Source organism: Lacrimispora xylanolytica, from assembly GCF_026723765.1.
GTDB lineage: Bacteria > Bacillota > Clostridia > Lachnospirales > Lachnospiraceae > Lacrimispora > Lacrimispora xylanolytica.
On sequence record NZ_CP113524.1, the window covers coordinates 1,685,382 to 1,702,397 of the forward strand.

The following is a 17,016-nucleotide window of genomic DNA, read 5'->3' on the forward strand; positions in this document are numbered from 1 at the left end:
AAATGGAATTAAAAAGTCGTTAGAAAACTCTCTTTCAAGGTTTAATTACTGGTTATTTTGCTCTGAAGTTTGTATGAAAAGTAACAATAAAAACATCTGAAACCATAAAAAAGAACAGCCTGAGAAGATTTTATTTCTCAGGCTACTTTTTCGGTTCTCCAAAAAAATTAATGCAAACAACTCCTTTATGCCCCGTTTTTCAGTACAAATTCTTGCTATTTCAGGCACTCCAAGCAGGAAACAATGCCTATACTTTCTGTCTTTTTTTAAGTACAATCCTAATTTACGCAAAAATATGATCTTATATTGTCTAAAAGTTAACATGTCCTTGTATTTATTTTAGTACATATCTCTGCATTCTCATTTTTTTTATGAGAATTAGTTAAAAATTTGTCAAATACAGAGCTTTTGTGTAAAATGTACACATAATAAAACATTGACAAGAAATTTTAGTGTGATAGAATGAGAACATATAAATCGATAATGCGGTTGACATCGCTTGTTTGTACTATTTGAATAGCTTTATTGATGAAAACAAGGCTTGTTTTGGCAAATACTATAAAACAAAGATAAGGTGATGAATGTATGGTTGCAATTACTGTTTTCCTGTTGTTTCCTATGTTGGCTGCATTAGCTGTTTTTTTGGTTAAACATGATGCAGCAAGAAGTATGTTAGTCAGAATCAGTGCTGTCATAACAGCCCTTCTGACGCTGGCAGTGGTGGGAATCTTTTTTAAGGACGGAATCCGTATGGCTTGTCCATGGGAAGAAAAAATTGATCTCATCATTGTAGCAGCTGAAGTTATCATAGCTGCTTACATTATTACTCTTGGTATCCGTAACAAAAAGTACGTCATTTCTATTCTGTCATTTCTGCAGACAGCAGCAATTCTGGTTTTTGAGTTTGGGTTTAAAGAAGGAATCACCGTTCAGACAGCCATCGTTTTTGATAAGCTGACTGCGATTATGGCCTTGGTAATCGGACTGGTGGGAAGCCTTATTTGTATTTATGCGGTGGGATATATGAAGGATTATCATAACCATCACAAGGAATACAAAGAAAGGAAAAGCTTTTTCTTCTCCATCCTGTTTTTATTCCTTTCCGCCATGTTTGGAATCGTTTTGAGCAATAATCTCGTGTGGATGTATTTCTGTTGGGAGATTACGACTCTTTGCTCTTTCCTTTTAATCGGCTATACCCAGACAGAAGAAGCAAAGAACAATTCCCTACGTGCCCTTGTCATTAACTTAGGCGGCGGAGTTGCCTTTGCAGCTGCCATTATTTTCATCGGCATGTACTATCACACCCTGGAGCTTTCCGTGCTGATACAGAAGAATCCGGATGCAGTCATTATGATTCCGGTCTTCCTTCTGTCCATCGCAGCACTGACAAAATCTGCCCAGCTTCCCTTTTCCTCCTGGCTCCTTGGAGCTATGGTGGCACCGACGCCTACCTCTGCGCTGCTTCATTCCGCAACCATGGTTAAGGCTGGAGTCTATTTAATTATCCGGCTTGCCCCCTTATTAGGCCCTACCAGTGTCGGCAGAGTGGTAACCTTTGGCGGCGGTGTAACATTCCTTGCCTGCTCGCTGATGGCTATATCCCAAAGTGACGGAAAGAAGATTCTTGCCTATTCCACACTTGCAAACCTGGGACTGATTGTAATATGTGCCAGTGCCGGAACCCAGGAATCCTTATGGGCAGCAATTTTACTTATAATCTTCCACGCAGTATCCAAATCCCTCCTTTTCATATCCGTAGGATCTGCAGAACACCAGATCGGAAACCGAAATGTGGAAAATATGGATCTGTTAATGGGAGTGTCCAGTAAGCTGGCATTCTACATGATGATCGGTATTGCAGGCATGTTCCTTGCACCCTTTGGAATGCTGGTATCCAAATGGGTAGCCATGAAAGCCCTCATTGATTCCGATAATGTAATCATTGTTATTATCCTGGCTTACGGAAGTGCAGCGACCTTGTTTTATTGGGCTAAGTGGATGGGCAAACTGGTATCCAAGGTCAATATGGGCCACAAGAACCATCACGATTTATCCTTAGATGAAGAACTTCCCATTACAGTTTTGGCTGTCCTGGTGGTGATTTCCTGCTTTACCTTTCCTCTGGTTTCAAGGTATGCCCTGGAGCCGTATCTTACCGAAGTCTATAAAACCACAGCACTGATTCCTATTGAGACGAGTGACATTAAGCTGATGCTTTGTATGCTGAGCATGCTCATACTGCTCCCCATCAGCTTTATCCCCATCTATAAGAATGACAAGAGAAGAAAGGTTCCCATTTATATGGCGGGAGAAAACACAGGAGACAACCAGACGTTTTACGGAGCAATGGGCGTAAAACAAAAGGTGGAGATGCGCAACTGGTATATGGAAGAATTCTTTGGAGCCCATAAACTCACCTTCTTAAGCAACGCACTGTGTACAGCAATCCTGGTAGTGGGAGTCATACTGTTGATAGGAGGGTTGGCATAATATGAACATTGTTAAAATCATTGCAATTATTATATTCACACCTTTGGTTGGCGGACTTCTTACGGGAGTAGACCGTATCATATCCGCAAGACTTCAGGGAAGGCAGGGGCCGCCCCTGTTACAACCCTTTTATGATGTATTAAAGCTGACGGAAAAGGAATCCATAGAGGTCAATTCCATGCACCGTTTCTTTGTTTACGTGTCACTGGTATTTGCTGTATTTACGACCCTGATCCTGTTATCCGGCGGAGATATCCTTTTAGCTATCTTTGCCCTGACCCTTGGGTCCGTGTTCTTTGTGCTGGGCGGCTATGCTTCCAATTCCCCGTACAATACCATAGGATCGGAACGGGAACTTTTGCAGATTATGTCCTATGAGCCTATGGTTCTTCTTACCTGTATCGGCTTATATTATGCAGAGCACAGCTTTTTCATCCGGGATATCGTAGCGGCTGAGAAGCCCTCCATACTTTATCTTCCCGGAGTATTTATCGGTCTTGTATTTGTCCTTACCTTTAAGTTAAGAAAATCGCCCTTTGATTTAAGCATGTCCCATCACGGACATCAGGAGATTGTTAAAGGAATCACAACGGAGTATTCCGGCAAGGATTTAGCTGTGATTGAGGTGACCCACTGGTATGAGGTCATCATTTCCCTGACTTTAGTCTATGTGTTTTTTGCAACAGCAGCACCCATAAGCCGTGTTTTTGCAGTCATCGCCTGTCTGGTCGTCTATCTTTTTGAAATAATCGTAGACAATGGTTCTGCCCGGGTCAAATGGCAGCAGGCCTTAAAATCAGCCTGGGTCGTAACTGCAATTATGGGAACGGTTAATCTTTTGATCCTTTCCTACTTTTAACTGGGATTCATGAAAAGAAACCAAATTTTGCGGTATGGAGGATACTATGGATGGAATAAAAAAATCACCCTGGATTTTGCATTATGACGGCACCAGCTGCAATGGATGCGACATTGAGGTGCTGGCCTGTCTGACTCCCTTATATGATGTGGAGCGCTTTGGCATGATCAACACAGGAAATCCCAAGCACGCCGATGTTTTTTTAATTACCGGAAGTGTCAATGAACAGAATATTCCTGTAGTAAAGCAGCTTTACGAACAGATGCCTGATCCAAAGGTGGTCATAGCAGTAGGAATTTGTGCAACCTCAGGAGGAATCTTTGCCGAGTGCTACAATGTGGCAGGTGGAGTGGATAAGGTAATTCCAGTGGATGTATACGTACCGGGCTGTGCGGCCCGTCCGGAATCCATTATAGACGGCGTGGTAAAAGGTCTTGAGATTCTGGGAGAAAAGAAAAAGAAGGCCGGAAAAAAGCAATAAAACTGGCTAAGGAGGGAAAATATGGCGAGTGAAACCTTAAAGGAGATTTCCGCTTCTGATCTTCTGACGGAGACTCTAAAACTTAAAAATGCAGGATACCGGCTCGTTGCCATCAGCAGCACCTATAAAGAAGAGATGGAGCTGACCTATTCCTTTGATTTAAATTATGAACTGGTGAATCTAAGGCTTCATATTGATACGGAAGCAGAGCTTGACAGCATCAGCATTATTTATCCTTACTCCTTTTTATACGAAAATGAGATCAAGGAATTGTTTGGAATAAAAATAAATGGAATCACACCGGATTATAACAATTCCCTTTATAAGATTCCGGTCAAAGCGCCATTTGGTGTACAGGAGTAAAAAAGATGCTCTCACGCATCGGATTGGAGGTTACTTATGGGAAACAGGACAATTGTTCCTTTCGGTCCCCAGCATCCCGTCCTTCCCGAGCCCATTCATCTGGATCTGGTTCTGGAGGATGAAACGGTGGTGGAGGCGATTCCTAGAATCGGATATGTTCACAGAGGGTTAGAAAAGCTGGTAGAGAAAAGAGATTTTCAGCAGTATACATTTGTCGCAGAACGAATCTGCGGAATCTGTTCTTTTATGCACGGCATGGGATATTGCATGTCGGTGGAAAGTATTATGGGAGCAGAGATTCCCGATCGGGCTAAATTTTTAAGAACCATCTGGGCAGAATTTTCCAGACTCCACAGCCATCTTATGTGGCTGGGACTCTTAGCGGATGCCTTTGGATTTGAAAGTCTGTTTATGCAGTCCTGGAAATTAAGGGAAGAGGTTCTTGATGTATTTGAAGAGACCACCGGCGGCAGAGTTATTTTCTCTGTCTGTGATATTGGCGGTGTGAGAAAAGATATTAATAAAGAGACCCTTCATAAAATCCTTGAAGTCCTGGACCGTATGGAAAAGGAACTTAAGGAAATTGCAGCCGTATTTATCAATGATTCTACGGTAAAACTGCGGACACGGGGCGTTGGTAAATTATCAAAGCAGGCGGCCTTTGAGCTTGGGGCATTAGGTCCCATGGCAAGGGCGAGCGGCATCGAGATGGATATGAGGACTCAGGGCTATGCGGCTTACGGAAAACTGGACTTTAAGCCCATTATTGATGAAGAAGGCGATTGCTATGCAAGAACCAGGGTCCGTATCGGAGAGATGTTCCAGGCCATGGATTTGATTCGCCAGTGCATCAGGCTTATGCCGGAAGGAGACATCAAGGTAAAGGTGACCGGAAGTCCAAAGGGAGAGTATTTTACCCGTCTGGAACAGCCTAGAGGAGAGGTCCTTTATTACGTGAAAGCAAACGGAACAAAGTTTCTTGACCGGGTCAGAGTAAGAACGCCTACCTTTGCCAATGTACCGGCCCTGCTTGAAACTTTAAAGAACTGTTCCCTGGCCGATGTGCCCATACTGATACTTACCATTGATCCATGTATCAGTTGTACGGAACGGTAACCGTTTTACCTGCAGAAAGCCAGAGCTGCCATAAACAGCGGAATTGAGGGTGCTATGTCAATATTAAGAATGACAAAAACATTGATTAAAAATTTATTCCACGGTCCATTTACCGTATCCTATCCAATTGAGAAAAAGGAGACTTTTGACAGGACCAGAGGAAGTATCGGTATTTCCATCGATGACTGCATTTTCTGTGGCATGTGCGAGAGACGGTGTCCTACCAATGCCATTCATACGGATAAGGCGAGGACCTCCTGGAGCATTGAGCGGTTAAAATGCATTCAGTGCGGCTATTGCACGGAAGTCTGTCCGAAAAAATGCCTCATGATGGAGAACCACTATACGGAACCGTCGTTTGGAAATGTAAGGGATGTACACGTAAAATGCACGAATACCCAATCACCCAGCGAATCATAGAGATAGCCTGGGAATATGCAAAGGAACATCAGGCCGAAGAGATTAAGGTCATCAATCTGGTGGTAGGAGATTACTGCGGCTATGTGGCAAGCTCCATAGAGCTGTATTTTGGCCTGATTGCAGAAGGAACGCCCTGCGAACATGCAGAGCTTCATATGGAAAGGGTCATACCTAAGCTGAGATGCAAACGCTGTGGAGAATTATTTGTCCGCAAGCCCTTTCATTTTGAATGCCCCATCTGTAACGGTGATGGGGAACCCACAGAGATCGGACAGGAATTTTATATTAAATCCATAGAGATATAAAAAGAAGGACAAAAGGAATTAGCCTGAGGCGGAGGTACATATGTCTGAGAATAAAGAAATAGAGATCATGCAGTCTGTATACGATAAGAATGATGAGACTGCATCACGGATCAATGCGTCACTGACGGAAAAAGGGATTTTTGCCGTCAATGTAATGGGAGCTCCTGGAGCAGGAAAGACCACGTCTCTCATTCAGATCATCAAACAGCTTGACGGTATCAATTCTTATGTCATTGAGGGAGATATTGAGGCTGATTTTGATACAAAAAAACTATTGTCTCTTGGAGTGCAGGCCATTCAGATCAATACTGGTGGTGCCTGCCATCTGGATTCCCCTGTGATTGGGGAAGCAGTGGAAGAGATGGAGCTTCAAAAAGGAGTTCTTTTTATAGAGAATATTGGAAATCTGGTTTGTCCTGCTGAATTCATGATTGGGGAGCATGTAAAGATGCTGATATCCACAGTCACCGAGGGAAGTGATAAGCCATATAAATATCCCCTTGCGTTTGAAAAGGCGGATATCATTCTGATTAATAAATGTGATCTCATCCCATATCTTGATTTTGATGAGGACTTCTTTATGAAAGGAGTCCGTGCGTTAAACAAGTCAGCCCCTGTCATAAAAGTATCAGGAAAGACGGAAGAGGGCTATGATCAGGTAGCAGCATGGATCAGGGAAAAGATCAATCTATGACATTAAAAATATATGCTTACGGTATTGTTCAAGGGGTTGGTTTCCGACCCCTTGTTTATCATATGGCAAAGAACGAAGGAATCTCAGGAACGGTACGAAATGTAGGCGGATACGTGGAAATCATTGCTCAGGGGGAGAAGGGGGCAGTGGGCCGGTTCCTGACAGTACTTACGGAAACAAAAGACATGGGATATGAGATCATTAAGTTTGAGAAAGAGGAGATCTCTCCCCTTGCGCTTAATGATTTTGTCATCTTAAAAAGCGGTGCGCTTGGGGAGTCCTCTGTGATTCCGCCTGACCTTCCTGTCTGCCCTGCCTGCCAGAAGGAGCTTTTAAATGGAGGGGACAGGCGTTTTGGGAATCCGTTTATCAGCTGTATTTCCTGCGGTCCCAGATATACCATTATGGAGCGGCTTCCTTACGACAGGGATCACACAGCCATGATTGATTTTAAGATGTGTGAGGAATGTGAAAAAGAGTATACGTCTCCGGAAAGCAGACGTTTTCATGCCCAGACCATTTCCTGTAATGACTGCGGGCCTTATCTTATATACCGGGACAAAAAGAAAGAGGAAAAAGAGTGGCTGGAAGGAGAGGCACTGGATCAGGCAGCAGCGGCGCTTTTAGAAGGCGGGATTTTAGCTGTGAAAGGAATTGGAGGCTATCACCTTGTGTGCTCTCCCTTTCGGGAAGATACCGTAAACAGGCTTAGAATCTTAAAGGGCAGGGAAGAAAAGCCCTTTGCTGTTATGTTTTCTTCCATTGCCGAAATAAAAAAGTATTGTCATGTCTCTAAAGAAGAACGTTCTCTGTTAGAATCCAGGCCAAGGCCCATTGTGCTGTTGCGTCGGGAGGGAGATTACATGGCTCCTTCCACCAATAAAGGGAGCATGTACTGCGGAGCCTTTCTTCCTTATACTCCGCTTCAGATCTTGCTTACTGAAAAACTGGGACCTCTCATTATGACAAGTGCCAATATATCCGGTCAGCCAATCATTCGGGAAGATGAGCCTATGCTCTCTCTTTCTTCCAAAGAGCTAAGGGGCGTTCTCTATAATCATAGAAGAATACTCCGCTCCGTAGACGATTCGGTGGCAAAAATCGTGGATGGAAAGCCCCAGCTCATCAGAAGAAGCAGAGGCTATGTGCCTTATCCGGTTTTTCTCGCCACAGAGGTAAAAGAAAGTCATGGGGAGAAAGAGCCCTCTGTGTTTGCAGCTGGTGGAGATTTAAAGGCTTCCTTTTGCTTCTATAAGAATGGAAGCGCAGTGGTATCCCAGTATTTTGGTGATCTGGAGGAAAGTAAGGTGATGGAGGAGTATGAACGCTCCTTTGAGGATATGAAAAAGCTGTTTCGGTTCCAGCCAGAGCTAGTTGTCTGCGACCTCCACCCAAACTATCATTCAGCCCGGTATGCCAGCTCTCTTGGGCTTCCTCTCATAAAGGTGCAGCACCATCATGCCCATATAGCTTCTGTCATGGCGGAGCATCACCTGGAGGGGCCTGTCATAGGCGTTGCCATGGATGGAACCGGCTATGGAACCGATGGAACCATATGGGGAGGTGAATTCCTCATCTGCCAGGATAAGGAATGTAAGAGAGCCGGCCATTTAAGCCCCTTTCCCATTCTTGGAGGAGACCAGTCCATGCGGGAGGCATGGAAAACAGCCATTTGCTGCCTGATTCATTTTGGTCTCCAGGAGTATATCACGGATGAAAGAAGCGATCTCATAAAGGCGGCTCTTCGTCATCACATAAATGTAGTATCCTCCTCCAGTGCAGGACGTCTCTTTGACGCAGCATCTTCCGTTCTTTTAATCGCCCATGAAAATACATATGAAGGAGAATGCGCCTCCTTATTTGAAAAAAGCGGACTATCCGCCATGGAAAGACAGATAAAACCTGCCTCCGTGCCTTTTGAAGTTTCAGAAAGAAAGGGCATATGGGAGCTTGATCCAAAGAGTGCATTTGCTGCTCTATGTAAAGAGAGAGGAAAAGAAAATATCAGTGCTTTAGCTCTGGGATTTCACATAGGGTTTGCAAAAGGAATTGTTTCTATTTGCGAAAAGCTGAAAGATCAATACAAAATTTCAGATGTCTGTTTAAGCGGCGGTGTTTTTCAGAACACAGTCCTTACAGAACATGCGGCCAGATTTCTTAGAGAAAAAGGATTTAAAGTCTATATGAACTTGTCTGTTCCTCCCAATGACGGAGGAATCAGCCTTGGACAGGTGTACCTTGGACGGAAATATTTAAAAGCATTTTATCAGACAAAATAGAAAGGCGGGAGCTTATGTGTGTTGCAGTACCGGGAAAGATTGTTAAGATCGATGGGGACTATGCAAAGGTCAATGTATTAGAGAACCTGACCGATGTAAATATAAAGCTGGTAGAGGCCGGAGTAGGAGATTACGTGCTCATCCATGCCGGGTGTGCCATAGAGGTTTTAAAAGAGGACGCAGCAAAAGAAATCATTGATTTGTTTCAAGAGCTTCAGGAGGTCTTTGATGATGAAGCTTGAACAGGTGATAAAGGCGCTGAAAGAATATGACGGTGAGCCGGTAAAGATCATGGAGGTCTGCGGGACTCATACAAAAAGCATCTTCCAGCATGGAATCCGGTCCATTATCTCGCCAAAGATTCAGCTGATCTCAGGGCCGGGCTGTCCGGTCTGCGTTACCGCACCATCTTATATTGACCGTTTGGTGGAGCTTTCTCTAAAGGAAACGTATTGTGTCCTCACCTTTGGAGATATGATGAAGGTAAAGGGCACTCAGATGTCCTTAACAGAGGCAAAGGCAATGGGAGCGGAGGTAAAGGTGCTTTATTCTCCCTTGGGAGCCCTGAGTGAAGCGGAAAATCATAAGGATATCCAGTATGTATTTGCAGCAGTGGGATTTGAAACCACGACTCCCGTATACGCTCTGCTGCTTGATGAGATTCAGAAACGAAACATCAAAAACCTGAAATTAGCCACCTCCATTAAAACCATTCTGCCCGCTCTTTCCTTTATCTGTGAAAATGAGACCAGCATCGATGCCTTCTTAAGTCCCGGACATGTCAGTGTCATTACCGGAAGCAGGATTTATGAAGAGCTGGCAGCTGCATATAAAAAGCCTTTTGTGGTGGCTGGCTTTGAGGGAGAGCATATTCTGGCTGCCATCTATGAAATCATGACCCAGTTAAAAGGGAAACGGTATCAGGTCGCGAACTTATATTCCAATGCAGTGACAGAGGAAGGGAATCAAAAGGCGGAAGCACTCATTCACCAGTATTTTGAACCGGCAGATGATGCATGGAGAGGCATTGGGACCATAAAGCAATCGGCTCTTAAGCTGAAAGAGGAATATAAGGAATACGATGCAGGAGGAAGTCAGGAGGAAATCATAGAAACGCTTCCGCCAGGCTGTAAATGCACCGATGTGATTCTTGGCCGGATTCAGCCGATGGACTGCCCCTTGTTTCAGAAGGTGTGCACGCCTTTGCATGCGGTTGGGCCTTGTATGGTCTCTTCCGAAGGGGCTTGTGGAATCTGGTATCAGAATTCGTAAGGAAAGGGGCTTAAGTATATTATGAAAATAGATATGACATATGGAAGCGGAGGAAAGCAGACCGGCGACTTAATCAACCAGGTGTTTTTAAAGCATTTTTCCAATCCGGTCCTTAACCGGTTAGAGGATGCGGCTGTTCTTTCTATCTCTGGAAAGATTGCTTATACAACGGACTCCTTTGTGGTGACTCCTTTGTTCTTTCGAGGAGGTAATATTGGTAAGCTGGCAGTGTGCGGAACTGTCAATGATTTATCCATGATGGGGGCAGTTCCCAAATACCTTACCGCTGGATTTATCATTGAGGAGGGTGCGGAGCTTAAAGATGTGGAGACCATTGCAGAGACCATGGCACTTGCAGCCAAAGAAGCTGGTGTCAGTATTGTGGCTGGTGATACAAAGGTGGTGGAAGGTAGTGGTGGTATTTATATCAACACCTCTGGAATCGGAGAGATAAAAAAGGAGGGCATCACCATATCCGGATGCAAGCCTGGAGATGTCATCATTTTATCCGGCAATCTTGGGGATCATCATGCTGCCATTTTATCAGAGCGGATGGGGATTGAAAATGAGATTGCCAGCGACTGCGCCCCCCTTTGTACCATTGTGGCAAATTTATTCGAGGCTGACATCGACGTCCGTTGTATGAGAGATGTGACGAGAGGCGGGTTAGCTACGGTGTTAAATGAAGCCGCAGACCAGTCGGGATGCAGCGTGGAATTGTTAGAGGAAGCCATACCCGTCAGCAGGGAAGTAAAGGGCTTTTGCGATATTCTGGGGCTTGATCCTCTCTACATGGCAAATGAAGGGAAGATGATAGCCGTGGTACCAGAAGGACAGGCAGAAGAAGCCTTAAAGGCGGTAAAGAAAAGTCCTTATGGAACGAATGCCAGAATTATTGGAACCATCCTGGAAGGAAAGGGAGTCCGGATGAAAACAAAGTTTATGGGAAGCAGGACCATTGACGTTTTATATGGAGAGGGCTTACCAAGAATCTGCTGAAAAAGCAGGATAAATTCTAATAATATGTAGCATCCACCTGAAAGATGAATATATTTATTATAGTTGAGTAGGAAAGGAAATGCTTACATGGCTATTAAAATATTTATTGATCAGGGGCATAATCCAAGCGGGTCCTTTAACAGCGGCGCAGAAGCCAATGGACTTTATGAATCGGAAATTAACTATCAGGTAGGAATTTATCTTCAAAACTTATTAGAGAGTGATCCCAGATTTGAGGTTCGGGTATCAAGACCAGAGCCTTACACTACTTTAGGAACCAACAATACTACCAGTCTGGCCGCGAGAGTAGCCCTTGCCAACAACTGGCCGGCAGATTATTTCATCAGCATTCATTGTAATTCAAACCCCAACCCTGCCATTAATGGTACCGAGGTATACATCTATCAGTACAATACCCAGGCACAATGGCTGGCAGAGCAAATCATGGCAGGAATTACCCAGACGGTGGGAACAAGAAACAACGGAATCCGGGAAAATCCCTCTCTGTATGTGTTAAGGAATGCAAACATGCCTGCAAATCTGGTAGAGCTTGGATATATCACCAATCCGTCGGATGCCAATAAATTCAGAAATGATTTATATGGATTTGCTTATGGAATTTATCTTGGACTGTTAAGATACTTTGGATTTGTATAAACGGGACCACCTGGACTTTTCCATCGCCTCCATGATATAATGAATGATAATACTAGATTAGAGAAAAGATTTGAGGGAAAAGGATATGGCGTTGTTTTCCAATCAGGTACTGAGCCAGTTTGGCGAACTGGATTATGAAGTATATAACTTTATATTAAAGAACAGTGATAAGATTCCTTATATGACCATTAGGGAGGTGGCAAAGGAGGCCCATGTGTCAACTACCACCATAACCCGTTTTTGCAGGAAAGTACAATGCAGCGGTTTTTCGGAATTCAAGGTGCGTTTTAAGATGGAAAAGGAGAAAAAAACGGCAGCCAGCAAAACATACGACCACAGCTCAGTCTTTGAGTTCTTTCAGAGAGTGGAAACAGAAAGCTTTCAAAAGCAGCTGGAGGCCATTGCAGAAGTTATTGCCGGAAAGAAGCAGATCATATTTCTTGGAACGGGTAATTCTGGTATCATGGCAGAGTATGCCAGCCGTTATTTCTGCGATATCGGTATTTTTTCCACAGGAATTAATTCTCCTATGTTTCCCATTAATTTAGAGTTCCCGGAAGAAAGTATCATTATCATTCTTTCTGTAGAGGGAGAGACCGAAATACTCATTGACAATTCTTCAAAGTTAAAGGAAAGCAGCAGTACCGTTGTCTCCATTACCAACAGCAAGAACAGCACCCTTGCCAAGATTTCAGATTATAACATATCGTATTATATACAACGGGAGTTAAATGCCGTGGAAAAGATGAAGGTGGATATTACCTCTCAGATTCCGGCTGTGTACATTGTAGAGTCTTTAGCCAGACTCACTGTGCAAAAAAAACAGGGATAAGGCAATCTGCCATGAGACAGTATCAGAATACGATATTATTTATTGGTACCTGCCAGGTGAGACATCTAAAACAAGCGTATTGGGATTAGAACGATACGCTTGTTTTTTTGTCTAAACATGATTCATTATTTCAAAAAATCATAAATCTTGATATAATATTTGCAATGGGTATTTATGGTAATTACTTTTATTAGAGTCTGATATGAACGGTGTATTTAATATGATATTTGATACATTGGATAAAAAAGAGCAGACTGGGTTAAGCATTTGTTTTTCGTCTGTGATATATTGCTTTAGAGAGAGGGATTAATATGCACGCATGGGAAGCCATACAAAAAACTTTGGACCACATCGAAGAACATCTCGGTGAAGAGATCCACATCGAAGAACTGGCAGAAACTGCCGCACTTTCAGTGTTTTATTATCAGAGGTTATTCACACGGTTAGTAAAGACATCGGTTAGAGACTATATAAAATTACGCCGCTTGGCAAAATCTCTACCGATGCTGCGTGATAAAAAAAACCGGATTATTGACATAGCAATGGAATATGGTTTTGGCAGTCATGTAACATATACCCGAGCGTTTAAAGAAACCTATGGGATAACCCCTTCCCAATACCGGGATGAACTTATTGGCTTACAGAATTTTGTTAAACCTGATTTATTGCTCAGTTATATTGTGGTTGATGAAGGGGTACCACTGATTAGTGATGGACTGGTTTTGGAAATGAACCGAAAAACTCTTAAAGACCCCCTTCATTTTGCTGGTGTTGTAGGATATTATCCATTTAAATATGGTAAAATGTCTGGCGAAAGAACCGGTGTTGACAGAGTTGGTGAGATATGGGACAAGTTCTTTAAGGCCCTTCCAAATATCACTCACATTTCAGGGGGACGCTGGGCTGGCGTTTCTTATCACGGCGATGCAGCTGAAGGTTATTCCAGTTATTTTGTGGGTGCCGAAGTAGACAAAGACGAGAAAAACCAAGGATTTACAAATTGGCAGCTTCCTATACGGGAATATGTCGTTTGTGGCTTTGAATCGGAACATCACGAACACATGATCATTAATATGGGTAAGGCAATGAAATACACACGGTTTTGGCTTAAAGAACACAATTTGATTGCTGATGGATTTTTCCCTGAGCTGTACTATCAAAGTATGTCCGATGTCTCTTATGCAGAATTATGGATTCCTTTTATAAAAAGAGAAAACAAATAATAATTGGTGGAGGAAAAACAAATGAACAAGTATGAAGAAGGATTTAAATTAATCGAAGAGAAGTTCGGAAATGGCAAAGACAATGTGATTTCCCTGGCAACGATTGCGCGGGAACCTGGGGCTAACGGAGAGCCTCGCCCAGTTGTCCGCAGTGTAGACGCTTATTATGAAGATGGCGTTTTCTATGTTGTAACAAATGGAAAATCAAATAAAATGAAGCAAATCGCAGAGAATTCTCAGGTTTCGGTGGCTGGTTGTTTCGAGATGTTTACCGCCAATGGAGTAGGTGAAAACCTGGGCTGGGTTCTTGATCCAAAAAATGCAGAACTAAGAACCAAGCTTCGTACAGCTTTTTCAGAATGGTACGATTCTGCAAATAATGAAAAGGATGAAAATTGTTGTTTTTTAGCAATCCGTCTCACCAGGGGAACATTAAACATTAATCATTGGGAAAAGTTATATCATATGGATTTTGTGAATAAGACAGATATGGAAAATGGGGGCATTTATTAAACTGCCACTTAAAACACCCTGTTTTTTTTGTGGTACAATTGCCAAGAAGATCCCATTTGTCACCAAATAGGCTGAAGGTATATCCCTGCTCCTCTTTTTCTAGTATGATCGTATCATAGAGAAAAGAAGGAGGAAGGCTTATGAAAGGAAATATCAAAATCGTTACCATTGGAGGCGGCTCCAGCTATACTCCGGAGCTTATCGAGGGTTTTATAAAAAGAAAGGACCAGCTTCCCATCGGCGAAATCTGGCTTGTGGATATTGAGGAAGGAAAAGAAAAGCTTGATATTGTAGGAAATCTGGCAAAGCGAATGATTAAGAAAGCAGGACTTGACTGGAAGGTTCATTTGACTTTAGACAGGAGAGAGGCCCTAAAGGATGCAGATTTCGTATCCACCCAGTTTCGGGTTGGCCTTTTAGATGCCAGAATCAAGGATGAGAGAATTCCGCTGTCCCATGGTGTCATCGGCCAGGAGACCAATGGAGCAGGAGGCATGTTTAAGGCGTTTCGTACCATTCCTGTGATTCTTGATATCGTAGAGGATATGAAGGAGCTTTGCCCCAATGCCTGGCTTGTGAACTTCACAAATCCTTCCGGCATGGTGACAGAGGCTGTTATTCGCTACGGAAAATGGGATAAGGTAGTAGGTCTTTGTAACGTTCCCATTATGTGCCGGAAGATAGCTGCGGGCTCTCTTCAAACAGAGGAAGAGGATTTATTCTTCCGTTTTGGCGGACTCAATCATTTTCATTGGCACAGGGTATGGAATAAAGACGGGGAAGAAAAGACAGCAGAGGTCATTGAGAAGGTTTACGCCACAGAAGGTGGACTGAAAAAAGCAATGCAGGGGCTTAAAAGCTCCGGTGTCCAGAACATTCCAAACATTTCCTTTCTGGCAGGCCAGATCAGAAACTTAGGGATCATTCCCTGCATGTATCACCGGTATTATTACATCACCGATGACATGCTAAAGGAAGAGCTGGAGTCCTATGAAAAGGGTGAGACCAGAGCAGAGCTGGTGAAAAAGACGGAAGCCGAATTATTTGAACTTTATAAAGATCCGGATCTGAATGTAAAGCCCCCTCAGCTTGAGAAACGGGGAGGAGCATTTTATTCCGATGCTGCCTGTGAACTCATTTCTTCCATATATAATGATAAAAAGACCTATATGGTGGTCAGCACGAGGAATAATGGTGCAATCACAGACTTGCCTGATGATGTAGTGGTAGAGGTAAGCAGCATCATTACAGCCCATGGTCCCGTGCCCATTTCCTGGGGAAGCTTTGATGCTTCCAGCAGAGGTCTGTTACAGCTGATGAAGGATATGGAGCTGACTACCATAAAAGCAGCTGTAACAGGAGATTATGATACGGCTCTTCAGGCATTTACCTTAAATCCACTGGTTCCAAGCGGAGCCATCGCCCAGACCATTCTTGATGAGCTATTGGTGGCTCATAAAAAGCATCTGCCTCAGTTTAAAGAAAAAATTGAAGCTCTGGAGGCAAAATAGATTCAATGATACCGGTCGTTATCGATCGTGAGAGAGGACAAAGGAGCGTTTTAGCATAATAAGACGCTCCAATTGCTTTAGGATATAGAATAAGATGGCTCTAGCTTCAAATTCTTCCCGGCTGACAGGCAGCTCATGTTGCTTTAAATCAGAAAGCAGAAGGTTTAAATCCTGTAAAAGCCCTTCCCCTGTATTGTATCTGTGATAATTCTGTTCAATGTTCCAAAAGAGTTTTGCAACCTCTTCTCCCTGACGGGGAATCAGAGATATGTTTTTAATATTTTCATAGATTCCTTCTAAAACAATGCTTTGCTGCTGACGCATTTCAATGTAATCAATTTCATAGGTGTCCTTTTTCCAGATGGCATTGTTGTAATTGTTAAAGGCGCAGGCTCTGGCCAGATCAATTTTTTCTCTAAGACTGGCAATGCAGCTTAAATCAAATCCGCTTTTATCCTCAATGAGAAGCAGGTGAGCCATATGGTTTAAGATGGCTTTGGCTTTTTGGTCCACTTCATCGGAGAGCTTTTGAAACTCATCTCCACGTTTTCTTAAATGGAGGTTTACAAGCACTCCCACTGTGGTGCCGATGAAAAAGAGAGCAGCTTCGTTGCCGATGAGATGGAGAGACATGGATTTTTCTGTTAGAAAATGAGTAATCAGAACGGAATCCATGGCAATGGCTTCTCCCCAGCCTGCATACAGGCAAAGAAGAGAGAACAAAAGGAGATAAAGGGCAAAGCCTAGGAGGGTAAAGCCAAGAAAGTAGAATACAATACCCGAAAGGAGCAGAGCACCCAGGAAAGCAAAGGTCCTGTTTCCAGCACTTTTAAAGGTCTCCCGCTTTGTATTTTGTATGCTTAATACGGTAATAATTCCAGCCGTGGCAGAAAATTTGAGGCCAAGCTCTGCGGCAATGGCAATGGCTAAAACAGCAGCCAAGGCAATTTTTATACTTTTAATAATATTTTCGTGTTTCATAGGATTTGCCTCTTTGTT

18 protein-coding genes are annotated in these 17,016 nt (G+C 43.3%); 17 read left to right on the forward strand and 1 reads right to left on the reverse strand.

What is annotated here, in order from left to right:
* Window positions 1-585: 585 nt before the first annotated feature.
* The 17 genes from OW255_RS07930 to OW255_RS08010 all read left to right on the forward strand — a co-directional run bounded on the left by OW255_RS07930 (window position 586) and on the right by OW255_RS08010 (window position 16,017).
* On the forward strand, window positions 586-2,493 hold the full coding sequence (locus tag OW255_RS07930; RefSeq protein ID WP_268116309.1) for an NADH-quinone oxidoreductase subunit 5 family protein: 1,908 nt from the start codon (window positions 586-588) through the stop codon (window positions 2,491-2,493).
* 1 nt (window position 2,494) lies between these two features.
* Window positions 2,495-3,352: a respiratory chain complex I subunit 1 family protein gene (locus OW255_RS07935; RefSeq protein ID WP_268116310.1), complete on the forward strand. Its 858-nt coding sequence runs from the start codon at window positions 2,495-2,497 to the stop codon at window positions 3,350-3,352.
* Between the two features lie 46 nt (window positions 3,353-3,398).
* Entirely contained in the window at window positions 3,399-3,833 is a 435-nt protein-coding gene (locus OW255_RS07940; RefSeq protein WP_024836452.1) for an NADH-quinone oxidoreductase subunit B family protein, read from the forward strand.
* Window positions 3,834-3,854: 21 nt separating this feature from the next.
* Window positions 3,855-4,196: an NADH-quinone oxidoreductase subunit C gene (locus OW255_RS07945; protein WP_024836451.1), complete on the forward strand. Its 342-nt coding sequence runs from the start codon at window positions 3,855-3,857 to the stop codon at window positions 4,194-4,196.
* 36 nt (window positions 4,197-4,232) lie between these two features.
* Window positions 4,233-5,312, forward strand: a complete 1,080-nt coding sequence (locus tag OW255_RS07950) for a hydrogenase large subunit (RefSeq protein WP_024836450.1) — start codon at window positions 4,233-4,235, stop codon at window positions 5,310-5,312.
* A 54-nt stretch (window positions 5,313-5,366) separates the two neighbouring features.
* On the forward strand, window positions 5,367-5,732 hold the full coding sequence (locus OW255_RS07955) for a 4Fe-4S dicluster domain-containing protein (RefSeq protein ID WP_024836449.1): 366 nt from the start codon (window positions 5,367-5,369) through the stop codon (window positions 5,730-5,732).
* A complete protein-coding gene (locus OW255_RS07960) occupies window positions 5,699-6,037 on the forward strand; it encodes a hydrogenase maturation nickel metallochaperone HypA/HybF (protein ID WP_024836448.1) in 339 nt (112 codons plus the stop codon). Before OW255_RS07955 ends, OW255_RS07960 begins: the two co-directional genes overlap by 34 nt.
* Before the next feature lie 40 nt (window positions 6,038-6,077).
* Window positions 6,078-6,731, forward strand: coding sequence for a hydrogenase nickel incorporation protein HypB (gene hypB, locus OW255_RS07965; protein ID WP_024836447.1), 654 nt, complete (start codon window positions 6,078-6,080; stop codon window positions 6,729-6,731).
* Window positions 6,728-9,010, forward strand: a complete 2,283-nt coding sequence (gene hypF / locus OW255_RS07970) for a carbamoyltransferase HypF (RefSeq protein WP_268116311.1) — start codon at window positions 6,728-6,730, stop codon at window positions 9,008-9,010. The genes hypB and hypF overlap by 4 nt, the downstream gene beginning before the upstream one ends.
* A 14-nt stretch (window positions 9,011-9,024) precedes the next feature.
* Window positions 9,025-9,252, forward strand: a complete 228-nt coding sequence (locus tag OW255_RS07975) for a HypC/HybG/HupF family hydrogenase formation chaperone (RefSeq protein ID WP_024836445.1) — start codon at window positions 9,025-9,027, stop codon at window positions 9,250-9,252.
* On the forward strand, window positions 9,239-10,282 hold the full coding sequence (gene hypD / locus OW255_RS07980; protein ID WP_268116312.1) for a hydrogenase formation protein HypD: 1,044 nt from the start codon (window positions 9,239-9,241) through the stop codon (window positions 10,280-10,282). The genes OW255_RS07975 and hypD overlap by 14 nt, the downstream gene beginning before the upstream one ends.
* 21 nt (window positions 10,283-10,303) lie before the next feature.
* A complete protein-coding gene (gene hypE, locus OW255_RS07985; RefSeq protein ID WP_024836443.1) occupies window positions 10,304-11,281 on the forward strand; it encodes a hydrogenase expression/formation protein HypE in 978 nt (325 codons plus the stop codon).
* A gap of 87 nt (window positions 11,282-11,368) precedes the next feature.
* Window positions 11,369-11,938: an N-acetylmuramoyl-L-alanine amidase family protein gene (locus OW255_RS07990; protein WP_024836442.1), complete on the forward strand. Its 570-nt coding sequence runs from the start codon at window positions 11,369-11,371 to the stop codon at window positions 11,936-11,938.
* A 70-nt stretch (window positions 11,939-12,008) separates the two neighbouring features.
* Complete coding sequence (locus OW255_RS07995) at window positions 12,009-12,770, forward strand: MurR/RpiR family transcriptional regulator (protein ID WP_051464611.1); 762 nt, start codon at window positions 12,009-12,011, stop codon at window positions 12,768-12,770.
* Between the two features lie 311 nt (window positions 12,771-13,081).
* Window positions 13,082-13,993 (forward strand): AraC family transcriptional regulator, encoded by a 912-nt coding sequence (locus OW255_RS08000; RefSeq protein WP_035317629.1) that lies wholly within the window; start codon window positions 13,082-13,084, stop codon window positions 13,991-13,993.
* Between the two features lie 21 nt (window positions 13,994-14,014).
* Entirely contained in the window at window positions 14,015-14,506 is a 492-nt protein-coding gene (locus OW255_RS08005; protein WP_024836440.1) for a pyridoxamine 5'-phosphate oxidase family protein, read from the forward strand.
* Between the two features lie 140 nt (window positions 14,507-14,646).
* Complete coding sequence (locus OW255_RS08010) at window positions 14,647-16,017, forward strand: 6-phospho-beta-glucosidase (protein WP_024836439.1); 1,371 nt, start codon at window positions 14,647-14,649, stop codon at window positions 16,015-16,017.
* A gap of 18 nt (window positions 16,018-16,035) precedes the next feature.
* On the opposite strand, the gene OW255_RS08015 is transcribed toward OW255_RS08010, so the two are convergent.
* Window positions 16,036-16,998, reverse strand: coding sequence for an aromatic acid exporter family protein (locus OW255_RS08015; protein ID WP_268116313.1), 963 nt, complete (start codon window positions 16,996-16,998; stop codon window positions 16,036-16,038).
* Window positions 16,999-17,016 lie beyond the last annotated feature (18 nt).